Source organism: Amycolatopsis sp. WAC 04197 (genome assembly GCF_003947475.1).
Taxonomy (GTDB): Bacteria; Actinomycetota; Actinomycetes; order Mycobacteriales; family Pseudonocardiaceae; genus Amycolatopsis; species Amycolatopsis japonica.
In genome coordinates this window covers 82,150-102,835 of sequence record NZ_QHJK01000014.1, presented here as the reverse complement: position 1 = coordinate 102,835, position 20,686 = coordinate 82,150, and the positions used below count along the sequence as shown (strand labels likewise).

Annotated in this window: 17 protein-coding genes; 11 read left to right on the top strand and 6 right to left on the bottom strand. The window is 69.5% G+C overall.

Annotated features, from left to right (window positions below):
• Positions 1 to 38: 38 nt before the first annotated feature.
• Both DMC64_RS37840 and DMC64_RS37835 read right to left on the bottom strand, forming a co-directional pair.
• Positions 39 to 914, bottom strand: coding sequence for an SGNH/GDSL hydrolase family protein (locus DMC64_RS37840; RefSeq protein ID WP_125737451.1), 876 nt, complete (start codon positions 912 to 914; stop codon positions 39 to 41).
• Between the two features lie 107 nt (positions 915 to 1,021).
• Positions 1,022 to 1,651 carry a bifunctional 2-polyprenyl-6-hydroxyphenol methylase/3-demethylubiquinol 3-O-methyltransferase UbiG gene (locus tag DMC64_RS37835; protein ID WP_125737450.1) on the bottom strand — a complete coding sequence of 210 codons (630 nt, stop codon included), beginning with the start codon at positions 1,649 to 1,651 and terminating at the stop codon, positions 1,022 to 1,024.
• Between the two features lie 70 nt (positions 1,652 to 1,721).
• Here DMC64_RS37835 and DMC64_RS37830 point away from each other — a divergent pair, with 70 nt between their 5' ends.
• Genes DMC64_RS37830 through DMC64_RS37820 form a run of 3 tightly spaced genes read left to right on the top strand, consistent with a single transcriptional unit; the run spans position 1,722 to position 6,067 of the window.
• The gene (locus DMC64_RS37830; RefSeq protein ID WP_125737449.1) at positions 1,722 to 3,398 is read left to right on the top strand and encodes a folylpolyglutamate synthase/dihydrofolate synthase family protein; all 1,677 of its coding nucleotides are present in this window, start codon (positions 1,722 to 1,724) and stop codon (positions 3,396 to 3,398) included.
• A complete protein-coding gene (locus DMC64_RS37825) occupies positions 3,395 to 3,793 on the top strand; it encodes a DUF4233 domain-containing protein (protein ID WP_034316250.1) in 399 nt (132 codons plus the stop codon). The genes DMC64_RS37830 and DMC64_RS37825 overlap by 4 nt, the downstream gene beginning before the upstream one ends.
• Before the next feature lie 54 nt (positions 3,794 to 3,847).
• A complete protein-coding gene (locus DMC64_RS37820; RefSeq protein ID WP_125737448.1) occupies positions 3,848 to 6,067 on the top strand; it encodes a P-loop NTPase fold protein in 2,220 nt (739 codons plus the stop codon).
• A 54-nt stretch (positions 6,068 to 6,121) separates the two neighbouring features.
• Here the strand turns inward: DMC64_RS37820 and DMC64_RS37815 are convergent, their stop codons facing one another.
• Positions 6,122 to 7,366: an HNH endonuclease signature motif containing protein gene (locus DMC64_RS37815; protein ID WP_125737447.1), complete on the bottom strand. Its 1,245-nt coding sequence runs from the start codon at positions 7,364 to 7,366 to the stop codon at positions 6,122 to 6,124.
• A 274-nt stretch (positions 7,367 to 7,640) separates the two neighbouring features.
• On the opposite strand from DMC64_RS37815, the gene DMC64_RS37810 reads away from it, so the two are divergent.
• Complete coding sequence (locus tag DMC64_RS37810; RefSeq protein ID WP_125737446.1) at positions 7,641 to 9,197, top strand: alkaline phosphatase; 1,557 nt, start codon at positions 7,641 to 7,643, stop codon at positions 9,195 to 9,197.
• Here the strand turns inward: DMC64_RS37810 and DMC64_RS37805 are convergent.
• Positions 9,151 to 10,044 (bottom strand): NAD(P)-dependent oxidoreductase, encoded by an 894-nt coding sequence (locus DMC64_RS37805; protein ID WP_125737445.1) that lies wholly within the window; start codon positions 10,042 to 10,044, stop codon positions 9,151 to 9,153. The genes DMC64_RS37810 and DMC64_RS37805 overlap by 47 nt on opposite strands.
• Before the next feature lie 112 nt (positions 10,045 to 10,156).
• Here DMC64_RS37805 and DMC64_RS37800 point away from each other — a divergent pair, with 112 nt between their 5' ends.
• The 4 genes from DMC64_RS37800 to DMC64_RS37785 all read left to right on the top strand — a co-directional run bounded on the left by DMC64_RS37800 (position 10,157) and on the right by DMC64_RS37785 (position 15,250).
• A complete protein-coding gene (locus DMC64_RS37800; RefSeq protein WP_125737444.1) occupies positions 10,157 to 10,504 on the top strand; it encodes a helix-turn-helix domain-containing protein in 348 nt (115 codons plus the stop codon).
• A gap of 64 nt (positions 10,505 to 10,568) precedes the next feature.
• Positions 10,569 to 10,979 (top strand): nucleoside-diphosphate kinase, encoded by a 411-nt coding sequence (gene ndk / locus DMC64_RS37795; RefSeq protein WP_005158515.1) that lies wholly within the window; start codon positions 10,569 to 10,571, stop codon positions 10,977 to 10,979.
• Positions 10,980 to 11,034: 55 nt separating this feature from the next.
• The gene (locus DMC64_RS37790) at positions 11,035 to 11,778 is read left to right on the top strand and encodes a maleylpyruvate isomerase family mycothiol-dependent enzyme (RefSeq protein ID WP_125737443.1); all 744 of its coding nucleotides are present in this window, start codon (positions 11,035 to 11,037) and stop codon (positions 11,776 to 11,778) included.
• Between the two features lie 127 nt (positions 11,779 to 11,905).
• Positions 11,906 to 15,250: a phosphodiester glycosidase family protein gene (locus tag DMC64_RS37785; RefSeq protein WP_125737549.1), complete on the top strand. Its 3,345-nt coding sequence runs from the start codon at positions 11,906 to 11,908 to the stop codon at positions 15,248 to 15,250.
• Between the two features lie 59 nt (positions 15,251 to 15,309).
• Here DMC64_RS37785 and DMC64_RS37780 read toward each other — a convergent pair whose 3' ends face one another.
• Positions 15,310 to 16,320, bottom strand: a complete 1,011-nt coding sequence (locus DMC64_RS37780; RefSeq protein ID WP_125737442.1) for a M14 family zinc carboxypeptidase — start codon at positions 16,318 to 16,320, stop codon at positions 15,310 to 15,312.
• Between the two features lie 118 nt (positions 16,321 to 16,438).
• Between DMC64_RS37780 and DMC64_RS37775 the strand changes: the two genes are divergently transcribed.
• Genes DMC64_RS37775 through DMC64_RS37765 form a run of 3 tightly spaced genes read left to right on the top strand, consistent with a single transcriptional unit; the run spans position 16,439 to position 18,997 of the window.
• Positions 16,439 to 17,353 carry an ABC transporter ATP-binding protein gene (locus DMC64_RS37775; RefSeq protein ID WP_125737548.1) on the top strand — a complete coding sequence of 305 codons (915 nt, stop codon included), beginning with the start codon at positions 16,439 to 16,441 and terminating at the stop codon, positions 17,351 to 17,353.
• Entirely contained in the window at positions 17,353 to 18,168 is an 816-nt protein-coding gene (locus tag DMC64_RS37770) for an ABC transporter permease (protein ID WP_016332383.1), read from the top strand. Before DMC64_RS37775 ends, DMC64_RS37770 begins: the two co-directional genes overlap by 1 nt.
• Before the next feature lies 1 nt (position 18,169).
• The gene (locus DMC64_RS37765) at positions 18,170 to 18,997 is read left to right on the top strand and encodes an ABC transporter permease (RefSeq protein ID WP_125737441.1); all 828 of its coding nucleotides are present in this window, start codon (positions 18,170 to 18,172) and stop codon (positions 18,995 to 18,997) included.
• A 6-nt stretch (positions 18,998 to 19,003) separates the two neighbouring features.
• Here the strand turns inward: DMC64_RS37765 and DMC64_RS37760 are convergent, their stop codons facing one another.
• Positions 19,004 to 20,434 (bottom strand): S8 family serine peptidase, encoded by a 1,431-nt coding sequence (locus DMC64_RS37760; protein WP_125737440.1) that lies wholly within the window; start codon positions 20,432 to 20,434, stop codon positions 19,004 to 19,006.
• Positions 20,435 to 20,686: the final 252 nt, after the last annotated feature.

Here is a 20,686-nt window from a genome sequence, read left to right as displayed (position 1 = left end):
CAGGACAAAAAATGTCTTGAACGACCCTTTCATGACATTCAGCGAAGGTGACGGAGGATCACTCCGGTCACGCCCGCCATCCCCGTGCGGTACGGGTGGTAGGCCGCCGCGGCGAGCAGCTTCGTGTGCTGCCCGTTGATCCACGCGGCCCCGTTCGGCGCGCAGGCGTCGTGCCCGGCGGACGGGCCGAAGGTGTCGATGAAGGTCGCCTTGCCGTCGGCCGCGACGGCCTTCTCGATCGCCGAGTTCAGCGCCTTCTCGACGTCGTTGAGCCAGGCGTAGTCGCCCTCGGCGAAGGGCAGGATCTTCGGGCAGTAGCCGCGTTCCGGCGCGATCCGCGGGTAGCCGATGACGAGCACGTCCGCGCGCGGGGAGCGGGCGTGGACTCCGGCCAGCACCTTCTCGACGTTCTTGCCGGTGTCGGCGATCTTGGCCTTGATGGTGTCGACACCGCCGACGGTGAACCGCTCCTGGCACGGGTTCCCGGTGGGATCGCTCGCGCGCAGTGACGGGCAGGTGCCGACGAGCGTGCCGAAGACGCCGTAGTCGTTGCCGCCGATACCGACCGTGACCAGGTCGGTGTTCGCGCGCAGGGCGCTGAACTGGGGCGGGTTGCTGCCGAGCGTCACGCTTTGGCGTTGCGTCATGTTGGTGGTGTCGGCGCCGCCGCAGCTGATGTCGGTGAAGGAGCGGACCCGCAGCGCCGCGGCGAGCATCGACGGGTAGTTCTGCGTCGACTTGCCGCAGAAGAGCGGATCGAGGCGGGGGAGCGGGATGAGCGGTCCGGAGGTGTAGGAATCACCCAGCGCGACGTAATCGCGGTAGGACCGCGTGGTGGCGGTGGCCGCCGTGGCGGAGGCGATCAGCAGGACGACGGTCGAGACGGCCGCGAACAGGACGCGTCTGTAGCGCATGAGGACCCCGATCTCCGGACTGGATGGCCTCTCAAAAATGAACCGGATCCGCCCCGGTCGGCGCCGCCGATCGGGTGGTCGAGCGCCGGTTTCACCCGCTTGGGGTGTCACATCGGGTGATCGTCTTCCGGTCTGCGATAGACCAGCAGATAGCGGTAGAAGAGCAGGTTCCGGACCTTGCTCCCGGGCAGCAGGCCGGCCGCGTCGCGCCGGATCCGGCTCATCGGCGGGAAGGTCTCCACGATCGGCGCCGTCGGCAGCGGGTCGGCGCCGCCGTTCAGCCGCTCGCCCGCGTACACGATCACCCTGGCCAGCGCGTTGACCGGTGAGGCCACGAGAGCGCGCGCGTAGTCGCCGACGGTGCTGGGCCTGCCGAGGCCGAGCACGGCGAGCACCCCGCCGGGGACCAGCGCGTCCCGCAGCTTGGTGACCGTGTCGAACGGCACGTGGTGCAGCATCGCGAGACAGGAGATGAAGTCGTACGCCTCGTCCGGCAGCTTTTCGGCGACCACGTCGGCCTGCCGGTACGAGATCGTGCCGGGTCCCGGCGAGCCGGCGGCGCGGGCGAGGTCGATCATCGGACCGGACCGGTCGATCGCCTCGACGTGCATCCCGGTGGCCGCGAGCCGCCGCGCGAACCGTCCGCTGCCGCAGCCCACGTCCAGCGCCACGCCGGGGCCGGGAGGCAGCTGGTCGAGCAGCAGCGGGTGATAGTGGTCGTTGTGGTTGAACCCCATGCGTCGAGAGTGCCAGGAAAAGCCGCACGTAGACTCGGCGTGACAGGCAGCAAGGGTAAGAGGAGAGTTCGTGCCGCGAGGTGACGGCCGGGATTCCGAAGATTTCAGGGAATCCCCGGACCTGGCAGATCTGGACAGTTTCGCCGGTGTCGACGAATTGGGGGCCCGCGCCCACGATCCGTCCGACGACACCGACCCGGATCTGGACGCACCCGACGCCGCGTACCAGGCGGGCGGCGGCGCACGGGGCGGTATCGGCGGGATCGGGCAGCTGGGGGACAACCTCGCGCTCGGCCCCGTGCCGGACCTCGTCGCCCCGGAGGACGTCGAACTGCACGAACTGGACGACCAGGGTGACGAGTTCGCCCCGTCGGACCCCAACGGGCAGCAGGCGCGCCGCGAACTGCTCGCCGTCGAGGCCGAGCTGAACCAGCGCTGGCCGGAGACGAAGATCGAGCCGTCCCTTGCCCGGATCGCGGCCCTGGTCAACCTCATGGGTGAACCGCACCGCGGTTACCCGGTGCTGCACGTCGCCGGGACCAACGGCAAGGGCTCGACCACCCGGATGATCGACGCGCTGCTGACCCGCATGGGTCTGCGCGTCGGCCGGTACACCAGCCCCCACCTGCAGCTGGTCACCGAGCGGATAGCGCTCGACGGCGCCCCCATCTCCGCCGCCGCGTACGTCGACCTGTACCGCGACGTCGCGCCGTACGTGACCATGGTGGACAACGCCGGTGGCCAGGACGCGGTGCCGATGAGCAAGTTCGAGGTGCTGACCGGGATGGCGTTCGCGGCCTTCGCCGACGCGCCCGTCGAAGCCGCGGTCATCGAGACCGGGCTCGGCGGCTCCTGGGACGCCACCAACGTCGTGGACGGCGACGTCGCCGTCATCACGCCGATCGGCGTCGACCACGTCGAGTACTTCGGCGGCTCCCCGGCCAAAGCCGCGGTGGAGAAGGCCGGGATCATCAAACCCGGCAGCGTCGCGGTCATCGCCGAGCAGGAGCCGGAAGTCCAGAAGATCCTGCTGGAACGCGCCATCGAGGTCGACGCGAGCGTCGCCCGCGCCGGCAGCGAGTTCGGCGTGCTGGAGCGCGAGGTCGCCGTCGGCGGGCAGATGCTGAAACTGCAGGGCCTCGGCGGTGTCTACGACGAGATCTTCCTGCCGCTGCACGGCGCGCACCAGGCCGCCAACGCCGCTCTGGCGCTGGCCGCCGTCGAAGCGTTCTTCGGCGCGGGCAAGGACAAGCAGCTGGTCATCGAGGCCGTCCGTGAGGCCTTCGCGGAGGTCGAGACCCCCGGCAGGCTGGAGCGCGTCCGCGCCGCCCCGACCGTGCTGCTCGACGCCGCCCACAACCCGCACGGCGCCAAGGCGCTCGCGACCACCGTCGCCGAGGAGTTCGCCTTCCGCCGCCTCGCCGCCGTGGTCAGCGTGATGGCGGAGAAGGACGCCCGCGGCATCCTGGACGCCCTCGAACCGGTGGTGTCCGAGATCGTCGTCACCAAGAACTCGTCCCCGCGCGCGATGCCGCTCGACGAACTCAACGACGTCGCCATCTCGATCTTCGGCGAAGACCGCGTCGTGGCCGAACCCAGCCTAGACGCCGCGATCGAGACCGCCATCGGCCTCGTCGAGCAGAGCGACGACCCCGAGGAACCGCTGGCGGGCGGCGGCGTGCTGGTCACCGGCTCCGTCGTCACCGCGGGCGAGGCCAGGACCCTGTTCGGTAAGGAGCCGGCGTGACCGACGAGACCCCGAAGCCGCCCGCCAAGGACCCGATGAAGTCCTTCCGCGGGGTGATGGCCGGTTCGCTGATCATGGAGGGCATCACCGTCGCGCTCGCGCTGCCGGTGGTGGCGAAACTCGGCGGTGGGGTCGGTTCGCTCACCGGCTGGTCGGTGATCGTGATCGCGGTCGCGCTGATCGTGCTGTGCGGTTTCCTGAAGAAGCCCTGGGCGGTGCCCGCGGTACTGGTGCTGCAGGTCGCGCTGATCGCGTTCTTCGTCGCGCTGCCCGCCGTGGCGATCCTCGGGGTGATCTTCCTCGGGATCTGGCTGTGGCTGCTGTGGCTGCGGCGGGACGTGGCGCGGCGGATGGCGGCGGGGACGTTGCCGAGTCAGCAGCAGCAACCGCAGTAACGGCGTCGCCATCCAGGCCGACTCGGTGGATGTTCACCGGGACGGGAGCCATGGATGGCCAGGAAAGCGTTGATCGTCGGAAGTTCCCGCTTCACCGATCCCTCGTTCGAGGGGTTGGACGTCACGACCGAGGCCGTGGAAGTGGCCGCGGTGTTCGGGGATGAAGCCATCGGTGGCTTCGAGGTGGCATCGCTTTCCGAGCAGTCGAACACCACGGTCTTCAGTGTGATCCACCGCTTCTTCACCGCGGCGGGGCCGGAAGACGTCCTGCTGCTGTATCTCATCGGCGGCGGGGTTCAGGGGCAAGGCGAGTGGTATTTCGCCTCGACAGACACCGATGCGCGGTATGCCGCGACCAGCGCGATGTCTTCTCGGGCGCTTCGCCACTACATGGAGACCAGCTACTGCCGGAAGTTCGTGCTGATCTTCGATTTCCCGTACTCCGGCGCCTTCGCCGAGTCGGTCATGTGGATCGGAGAGGACTTTCCGGGTGAGCGGGCGATCGTGACCGTGTCCGCCACGAATGCCTTGCAAGAGCACGAAAATGGGCCTGCCTGGAGTGCCGGTGTCCTCGCTGACGCCCTCGTCGACGGCCTGCGTACCGGCCGCGCCGACGCCGATCGCGACGGCGTGGTGACGGCAGCGGAGTTCGGGGCGTTCCTGGGGCGAGAGGCGGTCACGCCCGTGCAGCGGGCGAGGTACTACGTGACGCCTGCGGCCGAGCATCTCCGGGTGGCCGGCAGTCCTGCGGTGCACGGCACGACTCCGGGTTCCGACGTCGAGTGGGCCGCCGACGCCACCGCGCGTGAGGACTTCCTGCATCGCGACGAACTCGCTGGAGTGCTCGCCCTTCGGCTGACCGACGCTCGGAGGCGCCGACCGGACGTTTCCTTCCTGGTCCACGTCGACGGAGCATGGGGAACGGGGAAGACGACGCTGCTCGGTTTCCTGAGGCGGAGGCTGGACGGCACTTTCGTGCTCGTCGAGTTCGACGCGTGGCGGCAGGCTCGGCTGGGGCGTCCGTGGTGGACGTTGCTGACCGCGGCGAGAGACGCGATCGCCGCGGACCGAGGTTGGTGGGGGAGGCGATGGCTCAGGTCGGCCGAAGTCTTCGCCAGAGCGCACCGGACCGGTGCCCCTTACGCCTTCGCGGTCCTGGTCCTGGTACTGCTCGTCGGTGGTCTCGCGTTCTGGCTGTGGCCGCGACAGGGCACGGCCGGGGGCTGGAGCGAGGCGGCCAAGGTCGTCGGCACCGTGGTGGCCGCGATGATCCCGTTCTGGGCGGGCGCGCTCGTCGTGAGCCGCTTTCTGCTGTGGAACTCGGCTCGTGGCGCGAAACTCTTCGAAGAGTCGGGAACGAACCCGATGGCGGAGGTGTCCGCGCATTTCTCCTGGCTACTGGGCCGTACCCGGAAACCGTTGCTGTTCCTCATCGACGATCTGGACCGGTGCGGGCATGAGGAGGTCGTCGGCCTGCTCGACACCGTCCAGACCGTCTTCCGTAACGCGCCGGGCGCGGCGAGCGCGCCCTTGTTCGTCGTCGCCGCGGACGGAGCGTGGCTTCGCAAGAGCTACGAGTCGAAGTATCCGGTGTTCGAGCATTGTGTAGCCCGTCCCGGTAAGTCACTTGGCTACCTGTTTCTCGAGAAGCTCTTTCAGATAACGGTCCCCATGCCGTCGTTCACGACCGCGCTGCGGCGGCTCTACATCGATCGGCTTCTGCGGATCTCCGAAGGCGGGAACTCGGAAATCGAGAGCGAGGCGGCTGTGCTGCGTGGTCGTCTGCGCGGTGAGGCCGGCCGGGAAAGAGAGATCCTCGACATTCTCGACGAGGCGTCGGCAGCAGCGAAGGCGGAACTGGTCGGTGACGCCACCCGTGCGCTCGCGCAGCCCGTGGTGCGCGAACGAACCGAGCACTGGCTGCGGAAGTTCGCGCCGTTGATCAGCGATACGCCACGCGGATTCAATCAGTTCGTCAACACCTACACCGCTCATCGGGCCATCAGGACCTTGGAAGGCAACACGGTCGGAACCGACACGCTGGCCTTGTGGTGTGTCGTCCGTGTCCGCTGGCCGGATCTTTTCGATCACTTGGAAGCGGAGCCGTCTTCGGTCGCCGGGATCCTGGATCCGGCCTTGGTGAGTGATCACTTCCCGGAGCGTCTGCGCGAAGTGGCCGCCTCGGCCTCCGTGCGCGAGGTCGTGGCCTCGACGATGGGCGGGCCGTTGTATCAGGGCCGGATCGAACAGTGCTGCGGTGCCGTCGAGTCTTGACTTCCGCGCATACCGAAGGGCCCGTCGCCATGTGGTCGGCGGGCTCCCTCGGGTTCAGCGGTGGTTGTGGCGGGGTGTTTGGAGTGGGTCGAGGTATTGCGGTGGGATGAATTCGGGTCGGCCGTTGGTGATGTGGACTTTCCAGCCGGATTGGCCGTGGATGACCATGTGGTGGTAGCGGCAGAGTAGGCAGAGGTTGTTCAGATCGGTGTCGCCGAGCTGTCCCCACGGAAGTATGTGGTGGGCTTCGCAGTGTTTGGGTCTTCGTCGGCAGCCGGGGAACGCGCAGCCGTGGTCGCGCAGGTTCAAGGCCCGGCGTTGGGCGGGGGTGACGCTGCGGGCGGCGCGGCCGATGTCGAGGGGTTCGCTTTCGCTGCCGAGGAGGGCGGGGATGATTTTGGCGTCGCAGGCCAGCATCCGGGCGTGCCGGGCGGTGATCTGAGCGACCCCGTCGACGCAGGCCGCCCCGAGCCCGGAGGTCAGGGTTTCGAGCGGGATGGTGACGACGACGGTGGTGCGGTCTCCGGAGAGGGTGGGGGCTTTGTCGTTGGTCATCGCGTAGTGGATGGCGTCGAAGAGTGCGTCGCCGTTGCGTTCGCCTGGGGTGCGGGGGTCGCGGTTGCCGTCCTCGTCGACGGGTCTTCGCTGTCCCCAGGTTTCGAACAGGGCGTTGGCGCGGGCCCCGAACTCGGGGTCGAGGAGGCCGTTGAGCCGCCACCACCCATCGTCACGCTTCCGTAAATACACCTCGCGCGACGGGGGTTTCAGGTCCTCGTCCTTGGGCTCGTTCCCGTCGGGATCGAGATGGGCCAAGAGGTCGGCGCCGACATTGGCGATCTCCTGCGGCCCGGCATGACGGGCCAGCGTCACCAGGATCTGCTCCGCGCCGGTCCGGTCGTCGGCTGAGACCTCGGCCGGGATCTTCCTCAGCACCGCGAGGATCGGATCCAGCTGCTGATGTCCCAGGTCGCCCTCCGCGGCGGCGGCACCGGCGATCGGCGCGAACGCCGGAGCGGGAGTGCCATCCAGATTCCGGCTCTCGTTCACAGCCAGAGCGCGGGCCACCGTGTCACCGGCTTCTTTCGGGCTGATCCGCGCGGTCTCAGCGAACCAACCGGCGGTCGACCCGTGCCCGAACAACTCCATCGGACCGCGGGATTCGATCTCGACCAGGAACTGCCCGACCTCCGCCAACGCCTGCCGTGCCACCGACAATCGCTCCACCACACCGTGCGCCAGCTCCCGCGCACCGGCACGCCACAGCTCCTGCGGCGGTTCGAGGATACGTTGTCCGGACACCCCACGAGAATACCAAGGAATCGAACAAGAATTCGAGTCAAAAGTTAGCAAAACGCGCGAAAATTGGTTCATATTCCTCGGGTGGGCTCTTTGTCTCGCGAAGCATTCTTAGTCGCTTCTCGGCGGCGAAAGCGTCCTTCGCTGGCTATAACGCACGAAGCGCGCCAAGCCGAATAGAGTCGCGGAGAACGCCGGAATGGCTACCGTCCGTTCGTTCATCACCGCGCAAACCGCCGTTGGCCCACCGGCCGTGGCCGCGGGATAGAACCGCGCCATGACCGCAACCCACCACAACCGCCGCACGCTGCTCAAAGCCGGTCTCACCGGCGCCGGAGCGGTCGCGGGCGGCCTGCTCGTCCCGGAAACCGCGACCGCGAACCCGGTTCCGCTGCTCCGCCGTGACCGCCCGGTGCTCACCCACGGTGTCCAGTCCGGCGACGTCACCACCGGGTCCGGCATCGTCTGGTCGCGCGCCGACCGGCCGTCGCGGCTGATCGTGGAGGTCTCCCGGGATCCGTCGTTCCGGCACGCGCGCCGCGTGCGCGGTCCGGTCATGAGCCCGGAGACCGGCGGTACGGGCAAGGTCCGTGTCGCGGGGCTCATGCCGGGGACCGAAATCCACTACCGCGTGACCGCGGAAGACCTCGACGGCCGTACTCGCAGCGAGGCCCTCACCGGCCGCTTCACCACCGCCCCCGTCGGCCGCTCCGACGTCCGGCTGCTGTGGTCCGGTGACGTCGCCGGGCAGAACTGGGGCATCAATCCCGAACTCGGCGGTATGACGATCTATCGCGCGATGGCCGAGCGCCGCCCGGACCTGTTCCTCCATTGTGGAGACACGGTCTACGCCGACGCGCCGCTCACCGAGACCGTCGCGCTGCCCGGCGGGCGGGTGTGGCGCAACATCGTCACCCCGGAGAAGTCGAAGGTCGCCGAGACGCTCGACGAGTACCGCGGCCAGTTCGCCTACAACATGCTCGACGAGAACCTCAAGCGCTTCACGGCGAATGTGCCCGCCTATGTCCAGTGGGACGACCACGAAGTCGTGAACAACTGGTACCCGGGGGAAATCCTCAACGACCGTCCCGAATACACCGAGAAGCGCGTCGACGTGCTCGCCGCGCGGGCGTTCCAGGCGTTCCACGAATGGCACCCGATCGACCGCCGCCAGGCCGTCGACGGCCGTGTGTACCGCAACTTCCGGCACGGCTCGCGCGCCGAGGTCTTCGTGCTGGACATGCGGACCTACAAGGACGCCAACACTTCGGATCAGACCAAGCCGGGCCGCATCCTCGGCGATCGCCAGGCCCGCTGGCTCGTCGACGCGCTCGACCGCAGCACCGCGACCTGGAAGATCATCCAGGCCGACCTCCCGATCGGCCTCACCGTCCCGGACGGCAAGGCCATCGAGGGTGTCGCCAACGGCCTGCCCGGCGCTCCCGGCGGCCGCGAGACCGAGCTCGCCTGGGTGCTGCGGGAGATCTCGCGGCACCGGGTGCGCGACGTCGTCTGGCTGACCGCCGACGTGCACTACACCGCGGCGCACCACTACTCGCCGGATCGTGCTTCCTTCACCGAGTTCGACCCGTTCTGGGAGTTCGTCTCCGGCCCGCTCAACGCCGGCGCGTTCGGCCCGAACAAGCTCGACCCGACCTTCGGGCCGGAAGCGGTGTTCGTGCACGCCCCGCCTGCCGCGAACACCTCGCCCGCCGACGGTTTCCAGCACTTCGGCGAGGTGAACATCGACGGACGGAGCGGCGCGCTCACGGTCGACCTGAGGGACGCTACGGGCGCGTCCCTGTGGTCGAAGACCCTGCAGCCCCAACGCTGAGCAGTTCCGTCAGCACCGCGATGCTGAGATCGCCGTGCCCGGCCTCGGCGGCCCGCCGGACGAGGTCGTGCATCGGCCGCTGCCAGCCGACGTCGACGCCTTCCTCGGCCAGTCCGAGGTCGGCGGCGGCGCCGGCGTGGAAGATGTTCACCGAGGCCGCCGGATCCGAGTAGTCGCCGCTGTCGATTTCCTTGGCGTACATCGGAAGCACCGAGATGATCATCTCGAACCACTTGGTGGCGTACGGCAGGAGAGTCTCCGCTTCGAGGCCACGCGACCGCAACGCGGCGGCACCCTGGAAGAACCCGACCAGCGCGGGCAACAGGGTGCCGCCGACGGCCGTTTCGTACAGTGCCGCGAGATCGGTCTCCTCGCCGAGGTGGACGGTGTCGCCGCCCAGCACCCGCAACGTTTCCCGGTGCTCGTCGAAGACGGTCTTGTCGCCGCCGTAATACAGCAGGGTGTCCGGCGCTCCCACGGCCGACGGCACGTTCTTGATCGCGCCGTCGAGGTAGCGCGCGCCGCGACCCGTCACCCATTCGGCCATCCGGCGTGCTTCTGCCGGCGAGCCGCTGTTCAGGGTGACCAAAGCACGTCCGGTCAACGAGGCCGCTTCCAAGGCCGCGCGCGTGTCTTCGTAAGTCGTCAAACAGGCGATGGTCAACGGGCTCGCCCGCACCGCGTCGTCGGCCGTCGCGGCCAGGATCGCTCCCCGCGCGACGAGAGGATCGGCCTTCGAGGCCGTCCTGTTCCACACGGTGGTCGGATGCCCGGCCGCGAGGAAGGCGCCCGCGAGGGCCGAGCCCATCGAGCCGAGGCCCACGACGGTCACCGGTGTCTTCGGCATTTTTCGCTCCAGTCAAAGGAAATCTTCGGGATGACTCCATGCTGGGCGGTCGCGTACATTCGATCAAGTACCTACTATTTTGCCGGGTACCGACAAAAAGGTAAGTGACACGATGACCAAGAACCGCGCGTTCACCTGCGGCCTCGACGCCGCGATCGCCGTCATGGGCGGCAAATGGAAAGGGCTCATCCTGTTCGCGCTCCAGGACGGCCCGCTGCGCTTCGGGGAGCTGCGGCGCGCGGTGCCCGGCATCAGCGAACGGGTGCTGATCCTGCAGTTGCGCGAGATGGAGACCACCGGGCTGCTGCATCGCGAGGTGTATCACCAGGTTCCGCCGAAGGTGGAGTATTCGCTGACGGAGTTCGGGGATTCCCTCAACACCGCGATGGCCGCGCTCGGGGAGTGGGGCGAGGAGCACCTCGAGCGCATCGAGGCCATTCCCTGGTCCGACGTGAAGTGAGCGGAGAAGCACCCAGTAGGCTCCGGGCGAATAGCACGAATCCCACCCAAGGAGAAATACCGCCGTGACTGAACGCACGCTGGTCCTCGTCAAGCCCGATGGCGTCGCGCGCGGCCTCGTCGGCGAGGTCATCGCTCGCATCGAGCGCAAGGGCCTGAAGCTCGCCGCCCTCGAACTGCGCACCGTCGAGCGCTCGGTCGCCGAGGAGCACTACGCCGAGCACAAGGAGCGCCCGTTCTTCGGCGACCTCCTCGAGTTCATCACCTCGGGCCCGCTGGTCGCGATCGCCGTCGAGGGCCCGCGCGCCATCGCCGCCTTCCGCCAGCTCGCCGGCGGCACCGACCCGGTCGAGAAGGCCACCCCCGGCACCCTGCGCGGCGACTTCGCGCTGGAGACCCAGTACAACCTGGTGCACGGTTCGGACTCCCCGGAGTCGGCCGAGCGCGAGCTCAAGCTCTGGTTCCCCGAGGTCTGACACACTCGTGGGTGGCGCGGGAAGACCGCGTCACCCACGGACCTGGGGGTTGTCGATGACACCGGACGAGTACCTGGCACGACTGCGGGAACTCACCACCGGTTTCGCGCAAGTGGCGCGCACCGGCGACCACACCGCGCCCGTACCGTGCTGCGGCGACTGGCGCCTGCGTGACCTGGTCGTCCACCTCGGCAACGTCCACCGCTGGGCGGCCGGCATCGTGCGCACCGGCGAACTCGCCCCGCAGAGCTTCGAGGACGAACCCGGCACGGACCTCGCCGCCTGGTACCGCGAAAGCGCCGAAGAGCTCATCGAGGCACTGCGCGAGGCATCCCCCGAAGACGGCGCCTGGAACTTCACCGCCGCCGCCAAGACCAAGGCCTTCTGGTTCCGCCGCCAGGTCCACGAGACCGCGGTGCACCTGCTCGACGCCCACCGCGCGGCAGGGACCGAATACACCCTCGACCCGGCCATCGCCGCCGACGGCGCGGACGAGGTCCTCCTCGGCATGCTGCCGAAGGTGAAGCGCTGGCACACCCCGCCCGTGGTCACCGTTCCGTTGCTGCTGAAGACATCCGACACCGGACACGCCTGGTTGATCACACCGCCGGGTGAAACCGACGTCCCCGGCTCGCGGCAGGCGGATTCCGCCGAAGCGGCCGGCGCCGTCGTCGAAAGCACCGCGGAAGCGCTGGACCTGCTGCTGTGGCAACGGATCGAGCTCGACGGGGCGGATATCGAAATCACCGGTGACGCCGCGGCGGCGAAGACCTTCCTCGCCGGGCCTTTCACGCCCTGACCTTCGCGCCCTACGCCGTTCGGTTCACGTTCACCTCGGGGTCTTCTCCTGGCGGTCCGCGTCCGCTGTGCTGAGCGATGCTGCCTGTCACTCGATCGTGGGGTAATCCGTGAGAAATTCACGCCTGTTGTTGCTCGCTGCCCTGCTGCCCGGATCGTTCGTCGCCACACCGGCGCACGCCGATCCCTTGGCCGCTCCACTCGGTCCGGTGCCCGTCGAAGCCGCCCCGGCGGCCTCTTCGGCGAAGGAGGGCCCGTCCGCGTACGCCGTGGCCGCGCCCGACGACGGTCTCGTCACCACCAGCGCGACTTCGCGCGTGGCGCCGGGGCTGAGTCTCACCGAGTTCGACCGGTACGACCCGGCGGGCTGGATCCGCGGCGACACCCTCGCCGTCGATCTCACCAGTAAGACCCTCAAGCCGACGTACCTCAGCCCCGGCACGGTTTCCGCGCGGACGCCGCTTTCGCAGCAGGTCGCCAGGTCCGGTGCGGTCGCCGGGGTCAACGGGGACTTCTTCGACATCAACGCCAGCGGGGCGCCGATCGGCGTCGGCGTCGACGCCGGGCAACTCCAGACGGCACCCGCGCGCGGCCACAACCTGACCGCGTCGATCACCGAAGAAGGCAAGGCGCGGCTCGCGGAGGTGTTCCTCGAAGCGTCGGTGACCCTGCCCGACGGCAAGGTCGTGCCCGCCTCGAACTTCAACAGCCCGGTGCTGAGCGGCGACGCGATCGGCGTCTACACGCCGTTGTGGGGCGCGTCCTCGCGGCGGACCTCGGTCGCGGGCGCCCGGAGCGTCGTCGAGATCGAGGTCTCCGGCGGCGTGGTCACCCAGGTGCGGCCGCAGCCCGCCGACGGCCCGATCGCCGCGGGGGCGACGATCCTGCTCGCCCGTGACGGCGGCGTCGACGCGTTGTCCGGCTTGAAGCCCGGTGACAAGGTGGGCGTCGCGTACGCGCCGAAGAGTGACGCGGGCAAGCTGTCCGTCTCGGTCGGCGGGAACAAGGTCCTGCTGCGTGACGGCGCGGTCCAGCCGGTCGACAACGTCGCCATGCACCCCCGGACCGCGGTCGGGTTCTCCGCCGACGGCACGAAGATGTGGCTGGCCACGGTCGACGGCCGCCAGGCGGACAGCCGCGGCATGACCGAACTCGAACTCGCCCGGCACATGAAGTCGCTCGGCGCGGACGACGCCCTCAACCTCGACGGCGGCGGATCCTCGACGATGCTCGCCCGTGGGGAGGGCGAGAAGTCGCCGCTGGTGCGCAATGCGCCGTCGGATGGCGGGGAACGCCTGGTGCCCAACGGGATCGGCGTCGCCACCGTGCCGGGAAGCGGGCGGCTGACCGGATTCGCGCCCGCTCCCGCGCAGGACACCACGGACGCGACGCGTGTGCTTTCCGGGCTGACGCGGAAGCTCGTCGCCGGGGGCCACGACGAGACCGGTGCCGGCGTCGATGGCAAGGTCCAGTGGCTCAGCACCGATCCCTTCCGCGGCACCGTGACCGGTGGCGTGTTCACCGCGCACGCCGACCGGCTCCGGCCCGACGCCCCCGCCAACGTCGATGTCTACGCGAAACGCGGCGGCGTCATGGGCAAGACCACGCTGAACGTCCTCGGCTCACCCGTCCGGCTGGGCACGAGCACCGAGCAGGTCGCGCTGTCCGGCGAAGGCGCGAAGAGCACGTTCAAGGTCTTCGGCTACGACGCCGACGGTTACGGCACGTGGATCGAGCCCGACGACGTCAAACTCGACTACGACCCCGCCGTGGTGAAGATCGAGCCGTCCGGTGACGGGTTCGCGGTCACCGCGCTGAATGCCTCCGGTGCTTCGGCGATCACCGCCACCGCCGGCGGGAAGGTGACGCATCTGGCGGCTTCGGTCGGCACGGAATCCCGGGTCGCCGCACCGTTGGACGGCCCCGCGGGCTGGACCGCCAGCGTCTTCCCGGCCGTCGTCGGTGCCGCGCTTTCCGAGGCGCCCGGCCGTGACGGTGGACGCGGTCTCGCGTTGGACTACCGGCTGAACGGGACCAACGCCACGCGCGCGGCCTACGTCAACTCGGCGTCGCCGCTCGCGCTGCCGCCCGGCACCCAGCGTGTCGGCCTGTGGGTCAACGGCGACGCGAAGGGTGCTTGGCTGCGCGCGGAACTCCGTGACGCCGCCAACGTCCCGTCCGTCGTGGACCTGTCGCTGAGCGTCGACTGGACGGGCTGGCGCTACGTCCGCGCGGCGATCCCGGCCGGACTCCCCGACGGGCAGCGGCTGACGAAGTTCTACGCCGTCGAGAACGTCCCGGACCAGCAGTACGAAGGACGGCTGGTCTTCGACGACCTCACCTTCGAGGTCGCACCCGCGGCAGCCGTCCCCGCCGACCCGGCACCGCGTGACCCGGCGCTGATCACCGACGGCGTCGCGATCGGCGGCCTGCGGATCGCCGTGGTCAGCGACGCGCAGTTCACCGCCGACCAGCCGGACGGCCCGCTGGTCGCCCAGGCGCGGCGCGCGCTGCGCGAGGCGGTGGCGGCGAAACCGGATCTCGTGCTGATCAACGGCGACTTCGTCGACCGGGGCACGGCCGCCGATTTCGCGCTGGCCCGCTCGATCATCGATGAAGAACTCGTCGGCAAGGCGCCCTGGTACTACGTGCCGGGCAACCACGAGGCCGACGGCGGGCACGGGCTCGCGGAGTTCCAGGCGGCGTTCGGGGAGACCCATCGCGTCGCCGACGTCGCCGGGATCCGGCTGGTGCTGATGGATTCCTCGCGCGGATCACTGCGCGCGGGCGGATTCGACCAGATCCGGATGCTGCGCGAGGCACTGGACGGGGCGAAGGCGGACCGCCGGATCCGCGGCGTGGTCGTCGCGATGCACCATCCGGTGAAGGATCCCGGCCCCGCCGGGAATTCGCAGCTGGCCGACCGCAAGGAAGCCGCCATGCTGACCGGCTGGCTGACCGCCTTCGAACGCGAGACGGGCAAGCAGACGGCCGCGATCGCCTCGCACGCGGGCGTTTTCAACCTGTCGAGGGTCGACGGCGTGCCGTACCTGGTGAACGGCAACTCCGGGAAGTCGCCCGCGGCGGCGCCGGGTGACGGCGGGTTCGTCGGCTGGACGATGGTCCGGTTCGAGCCGGGGGACAAGGCGCAGCCGGTGCGGTTCGAGACGCGGCCGAACGTCGACGCGCTGACGCTGTCCGGGCCCTCGTCGCTGGCGCGCGGGGAGAAGGCGGACGTCCGGGCCGTGGTGACGCAGGGAGCGCGTCAGGTTCCGGTCTCGTACCCGGTGAGCGCGGACTGGAAGGGCGGCTGGGGCACGCATGTGGCCGGCGGATTCCTGCCCGCGATGCCGTGGGACGTCGCGTCGTTCGATCCGGCGAGCGGGGTGCTGACCGCGCTGCGGCCGGGGACGGCGAACCTCTCGGTGACCGTCAACGGGGTCACGAAAAGCCTCTCGGTCACCGTCCGCTGATGCAATGAACGGTCCTTTCCTTGCGAATTTCGCAAGGAAAGGACCGTTCCTAGCACGCGTCAGGCGGCTTCGTGCGCCTCTTCGACCGTCCCCGGCAGCGCCGGCCCCCGCGGCGGGATCGCGTCGGCGCCGGCCGGGTCCACCGTCCGCACCGAACCGTCGGCCGCGGCCCGCGCGATCGCGAGCATCGAGGCCCGCGCGTCCTGGATCTGCTGCTGCTCCCGCTCGGGGATGAGGCTCAGCTCGATCAGCACGCTGCCGTTGCCGAGCAGCCCGTACCCGTTGCGCGCGATGCCCTGATACGAGCCGCCCGGGTACTGCGAGACGTAGCCGCCGTTACCGTCGATCGACCGCTGCACCACCACCGCGATCTGCTTCGCGAAGTCCACATCGGACGGTTTCACGCCCGGATTCGTCGGCCACAGCGTGGAAGCCGTGATCTCCTTGCCGTTCGCGTCCTGGTACCGGCCTTGCATGTGGTAGTCGACCATGATGTCCGGCTTGAACTCCGCGTTCCTCCGCTGGATCAGGCCCGCTTCGGTGGCCGGGTTGTCCTTCGGCGCGACGGCCGGGTCGTGATAGCGGTTGATGTCGTACCCCTTGCCCTTCTCGCCGTATTCGGGAGTGGCGTCCGGGTCGTAGTTGTAGCGCCAGTCGCGCTCGTGCCCGTCGGGGTTGGCGCGCACGACGATGTCGACGGTCACCTTCGCGAGCAGTTTCCGCGCCCACGCGCTGTTCCCCACGCCGACCTCGCGCAGGAACTCGAGCGCGGCGGGCGTGCCGAGCGGCTCGTCGCCGTGCTGCTGGGTGACGTACTGGATCCGGGTCTTGCCGTGGCCGACCCTGGCCGCCCACACGGGACGGCCCTCGTTGCTGCGGCCGATCTTGTCGACGCGGATCTTGCCGTGGCTGAGCGCCGCCAGCTTGTGCAGTTCGAAGGCCAGCTTCGCGGTGGACGGCCGCGGGTCCACAGTGGCCGCACGGGTCTCGGCCGCCTGCGCGGCGGGCGCCACCAGGAGCCCGGCGCTGACAAAAACGGACAACAGGGCGATTTTGGGCTTGAGACTCATGGTCGGTGAGTATCGACGAGCGGGCAACGGCCGACAAGGGCCCGGATAAACCGGTCGAATTTTGTCGGTGGCAGGTCCTAGGGTGCCTACCGTGGGTGACTCGGAGCACGAACCGGCGATGGTGCAGGCGAAGGCGTTGGTCAAGCGTTTCGGCGATTTCGAGGCCGTACGCGGGATCGACGTCGAGGTCCGCCCGGGGGAGGCCTTCGGCTTCCTCGGGCCCAACGGCGCGGGCAAGTCCTCCACCATGCGCATGATCGCGAGCGTCTCCCCGCGCACCGACGGCGACCTGCGGGTCCTGGGGATGGATCCGGACGTCGAAGGGCCGAAGATCCGTGCCCGGCTCGGCGTGGTGCCGCAGCAGGACAACCTCGACACCGAGCTCACCGTCCGGCAGAACCTGCAGATCTACGGCCGCTACTTCGGGCTTTCCCGCGCGCACGTGCGGAACAAGGCCGAGGAGCTGATGGAGTTCGCCCAGCTCACCGACCGGGCGAACGCGGAGGTCGATTCGCTCTCCGGCGGGATGAAGCGGCGGCTGACCATCGCGCGGTCCCTGGTCAACGACCCGGAGCTGCTCCTGCTCGACGAGCCGACCACGGGTCTCGACCCGCAGGCCCGGCACCTGTTGTGGGACAGGCTGTTCCGGCTCAAGGCGGGCGGGACCACGCTGATCATCACCACGCATTACATGGACGAAGCGGAACAGCTCTGCGACAGGTTGGTCGTGATGGACAACGGCCGGATCGCCGCCGAGGGCTCACCCGCGGATCTGATCAGCCGGTATTCCACCCGCGAGGTCGTGGAGCTGCGCTTCCCGAACGGCGAGCAGGAGGCGGCCGCGAAGCGGATCGAGGGCCTCGCCGAACGCGTCGAGGTGCTGCCGGACCGCGTCCTGCTCTACACGATGACCGGTGAGGCCACCCTCGAACAGGCGCACGCGCGAGGGCTGCGTCCGCTGTCGAGCCTGGTCCGCCGCAGTTCGCTGGAGGACGTCTTCCTCCGCCGCACCGGCCGGACGCTGGTGGACTGATGACCACAGCGCAGACGAAGGCGTCGACGGGCCGCGTGGTCTCGCGCTGGGCGGGAGCCTGGCTGCGGGTCGAGGGCCATTGGATGTGGTACCGCCGGTACTGGGTGTCCACTTTGTACTCGACGGGCCTGCAGCCGGTGCTGTTCCTGGCCGCGATGGGGCTCGGTTTCGGCTCGCAGGTGCAGGCGGGCGCGGCGACGGGCGGCTTCTCGTACCTGGAGTACGTCGCCCCGGCGCTGCTCGTGGCGGGCGCCGCGCAGCTGGCGGTGGGGGAGTCGAGCTACCCGGTGCTGTCGGGGTTCAAATGGCAGCAGGACTACATCGCCGTCACCGCCACCCCGATCACGCCGGGACAGGTGCTCGGCAGCCAGATCATGTGGGTGAGCCTGCGGCTGACCCTGGCCGGCACGATCTACGCCGTCATCGCGGCGCTCTTCGGTTCGTGGACGAGTTTCGGCGTGCTCGCGGTCATCCTCATCGGCACGCTCACCGGTATCGCGTGCGGCACCCCGGTGATGGCGCTGGCCGCGACCACCTACGACGAGGGCACCCGGTTCGGCCTGGTGTTCCGGTTCATCCTGATCCCGATGACGTTGTTCTCCGGCACGTTCTTCCCCATCTCCGAACTGCCGGCCCCGCTGATGTGGATCGCCTGGATCTCCCCGCTGTGGCACGGCAACGAGGCCGCCAGGGCGGTCAGCCTCGGCACCGTCGGCCCGCTCGCCACGCTGGGCCACCTCGCCTTCCTGGTCGTCCTGGCCGGGGTGGGCTGGGCGCTGGCGCACAAGTACTTCTACCGACGGCTGGTGGTCTGAAATGGCGGTGCTCACCGAAGCCCCGCGGCGCGGGGTGCTGCTGCGGATCCTGCCGTCCGCGCTGTACAGCGGCCGGTCGACGGCGGTGCTGGAGCGGACCTTCCTGACGTACTCGCACGCCTGGATGCTGTTCGTGTCCGGCGTCTTCGAGCCGCTGTTCTACCTGATGGCCTTCCAGCTCGGCTTCGGCAAGCTCGTCGGCGAGGTCGTCGGGCCCGGCGGCCAGGCGATGAGTTACGTCGCGTTCGTCGCGCCCGGCCTGCTCGCGGCGTCGGCGATGAACGGCGCGATCCTCGACTCGACGTACAACCTGTTCTTCAAGCTGAAGTACGCCAAGCTGTACGACGCCATGCTCGCCACCCCGATCGGGCCGCTGGACATCGCGCTCGGCGAGGTCGGCTGGTCGGTGCTGCGCGGCGGGATCTACTCGGCGACGTTCCTCGGCGTGATGACCGTGATGGGGCTGCCTGGGTCGTGGTGGGCCCTGTTGATGATCCCGGCGGCGCTGCTGATCGCGATGGCGTTCTCGGCCATCGGCATCGTGCTGGTGACCTTCCTGCGGTCGGTGTCGCAGTTCGACTACATCAACCTCGTGCTGATGCCGCTGTTCCTGTTCTCCACGACGTTCTACCCGCTTTCGGTGTACCCGGCGGGGATCCAGTGGATCGTGCAGATCTTCCCGCTGTACCACGGCATCGAGCTGATGCGCGGGCTTTCGGCAGGCGTTCTGTCGTGGAGCATGGTCGGCAACGTGGCGTACCTGGTGGCGCTGGCGGCGGTCGGGATCTACGCGTCCTCGAAGCGGTTCGGCAAACTCCTGCTCCGCTGACCCGGGTCAGCGGGCCGGGTTCGAGCCCGTCCGCCGGGGCGCCACCGCGGCCAGCGCGTCGACCATGCCGTGCCCGTAGAAGCCGTTGAACCCCGCGTACCCGGTGCAGTACGCGTCCTGCGAGCCGTCACCGGTCAGGTCGTAGTCGGCGGGACACGCGATCGGGGTGGCGTGGGCGTCCAGCGTCCGCCGCAGCTGGCGGGCGCTGTAGCCGGGATGCTTCGAAGCGAGCAACGCCGCGACACCGGCGACGTGCGGCGCCGCCATCGACGTCCCGCACAGCGGCGCGTACCCGCCGGGAACGGTCGAAAGCACGCACCGCCCGGCCTCGCCGCCCGGAGCGGTCACGTCGATCACGCCGAGGCCGTACGAGCTGTACCCGGCCTTGACCCGCTCTTCGCTCACGGACGACACCGCGACGACGTCCCGCAGACCGGCGGGCAGCGCCTGACAGCCTTCGGCCTGGCGCCGGGCACCCGAACGCGGGGACGGCACCAGCTCGGCGGCTTCGTTGGTCGCCGCCGCGACGTTGAGGGTGCCCGCCGAGGTCGCGTACTCGACGGCGCGGGCCATGACCTCGTTCACGACGCCCCGTTTGTCGTCGTGGGCGCACGAGAGCGACCACGGATCGACGAAGTAGCTGCTGTTCGTCACCGCCATGCCCTGTGAAACGGCCCACATCAGCCCGCAGACGGCGGCTTCGGGGTCGGCGTACCCGCGATCGTCGATCACCTTCACCGAGGCGATCCGCACCCCGGGCGCCACCCCGGTGACCCCTTTGCCGTCGTCGGCGGCGGCGATGATCCCCGCGACGTGGGTGCCGTGCACTGACGTGGTCGCGGCCCAGTTCCGGTCGGGCGCGCCGGTCAGGCAGCCCGCGGACTTGCCGGGGTCGAGGGCGTTCGCCAGGTCGGGGTGGGTGGGGTCGACGCCGGAGTCGAGGACGCCGACGACGACGTCCGGGCTGCCCGGTTCGATCGCGTGGGCCTTGTCGGCGCCGATCGCGCGCATGTCCCACTGCTCGCCGGTGCGGTCGGCGGAGGGCACCTTCGCCGGATCCGTCGGTTCGAGTTCGGCGCGGGCGGGCGCGGATCTGGCCGGTGACGTGCCGTTGGCCCGCTGCACGGCCAGCCGTTCGGCCTGCGCGCTGAACGCGGCGGCCGGCCGGACCAGCTCGGCGAAGTCCCGGTCGGCCGAGGTCGCCACGGCCACGGCGATCTGCGGGTAGTAGACGGTCGTGCTGCCGCAGCCCTCGGCGACAGCCGCCCTGGCCTCGGCTTCGGAGGTGCCCTTGTCGAAGGCGACGACGTAACGCAGGGCCCGTCCCTGGGGATGACACGAGGACTCGGCCTCGGCCGTCGCGACAGCGGCGACCGAACCGCAGAGCACCACGAAGGCGCACACGGCCGCTCGCAGGGACCGCCCCAGCAGGGACACCGGACCTCCCACCGGAGAACATCGGACGACGGGGGCACCGCTGCCTACGCGTCAGTACCCCCGAGCGGCACGCTAGCCACCCTCGGCCGGGTCGACAAGCTCTCCCGCGAAGTTCGCTCGGCCGGTGGCCGCGGCGCGCCCGGGAGCCAGGTCTGTGGCACCGAGTACACCGGAGTGGGGCCGGGGTGTGGGATACTCGCGGTGGCCACTGGCCGACGGGCACACGTGAGAGGTGGCGCTCGCGGTCTCGTG

Bases quoted from the DNA above. Each gene is read 5' to 3' on its own strand.
- DMC64_RS37840 (WP_125737451.1), bottom strand. From the start codon at position 914: ATGCGCTACAGACGCGTCCTGTTCGCGGCCGTCTCGACCGTCGTCCTG.
- DMC64_RS37835 (WP_125737450.1), bottom strand. From the start codon at position 1,651: ATGGGGTTCAACCACAACGACCACTATCACCCGCTGCTGCTCGACCAG.
- DMC64_RS37820 (WP_125737448.1), top strand. From the start codon at position 3,848: ATGGCCAGGAAAGCGTTGATCGTCGGAAGTTCCCGCTTCACCGATCCC.
- DMC64_RS37810 (WP_125737446.1), top strand. From the start codon at position 7,641: ATGACCGCAACCCACCACAACCGCCGCACGCTGCTCAAAGCCGGTCTC.
- DMC64_RS37805 (WP_125737445.1), bottom strand. From the start codon at position 10,044: ATGCCGAAGACACCGGTGACCGTCGTGGGCCTCGGCTCGATGGGCTCG.
- DMC64_RS37800 (WP_125737444.1), top strand. From the start codon at position 10,157: ATGACCAAGAACCGCGCGTTCACCTGCGGCCTCGACGCCGCGATCGCC.
- DMC64_RS37790 (WP_125737443.1), top strand. From the start codon at position 11,035: ATGACACCGGACGAGTACCTGGCACGACTGCGGGAACTCACCACCGGT.
- DMC64_RS37780 (WP_125737442.1), bottom strand. From the start codon at position 16,320: ATGAGTCTCAAGCCCAAAATCGCCCTGTTGTCCGTTTTTGTCAGCGCC.
- DMC64_RS37775 (WP_125737548.1), top strand. From the start codon at position 16,439: ATGGTGCAGGCGAAGGCGTTGGTCAAGCGTTTCGGCGATTTCGAGGCC.
- DMC64_RS37770 (WP_016332383.1), top strand. From the start codon at position 17,353: ATGACCACAGCGCAGACGAAGGCGTCGACGGGCCGCGTGGTCTCGCGC.
- DMC64_RS37765 (WP_125737441.1), top strand. From the start codon at position 18,170: ATGGCGGTGCTCACCGAAGCCCCGCGGCGCGGGGTGCTGCTGCGGATC.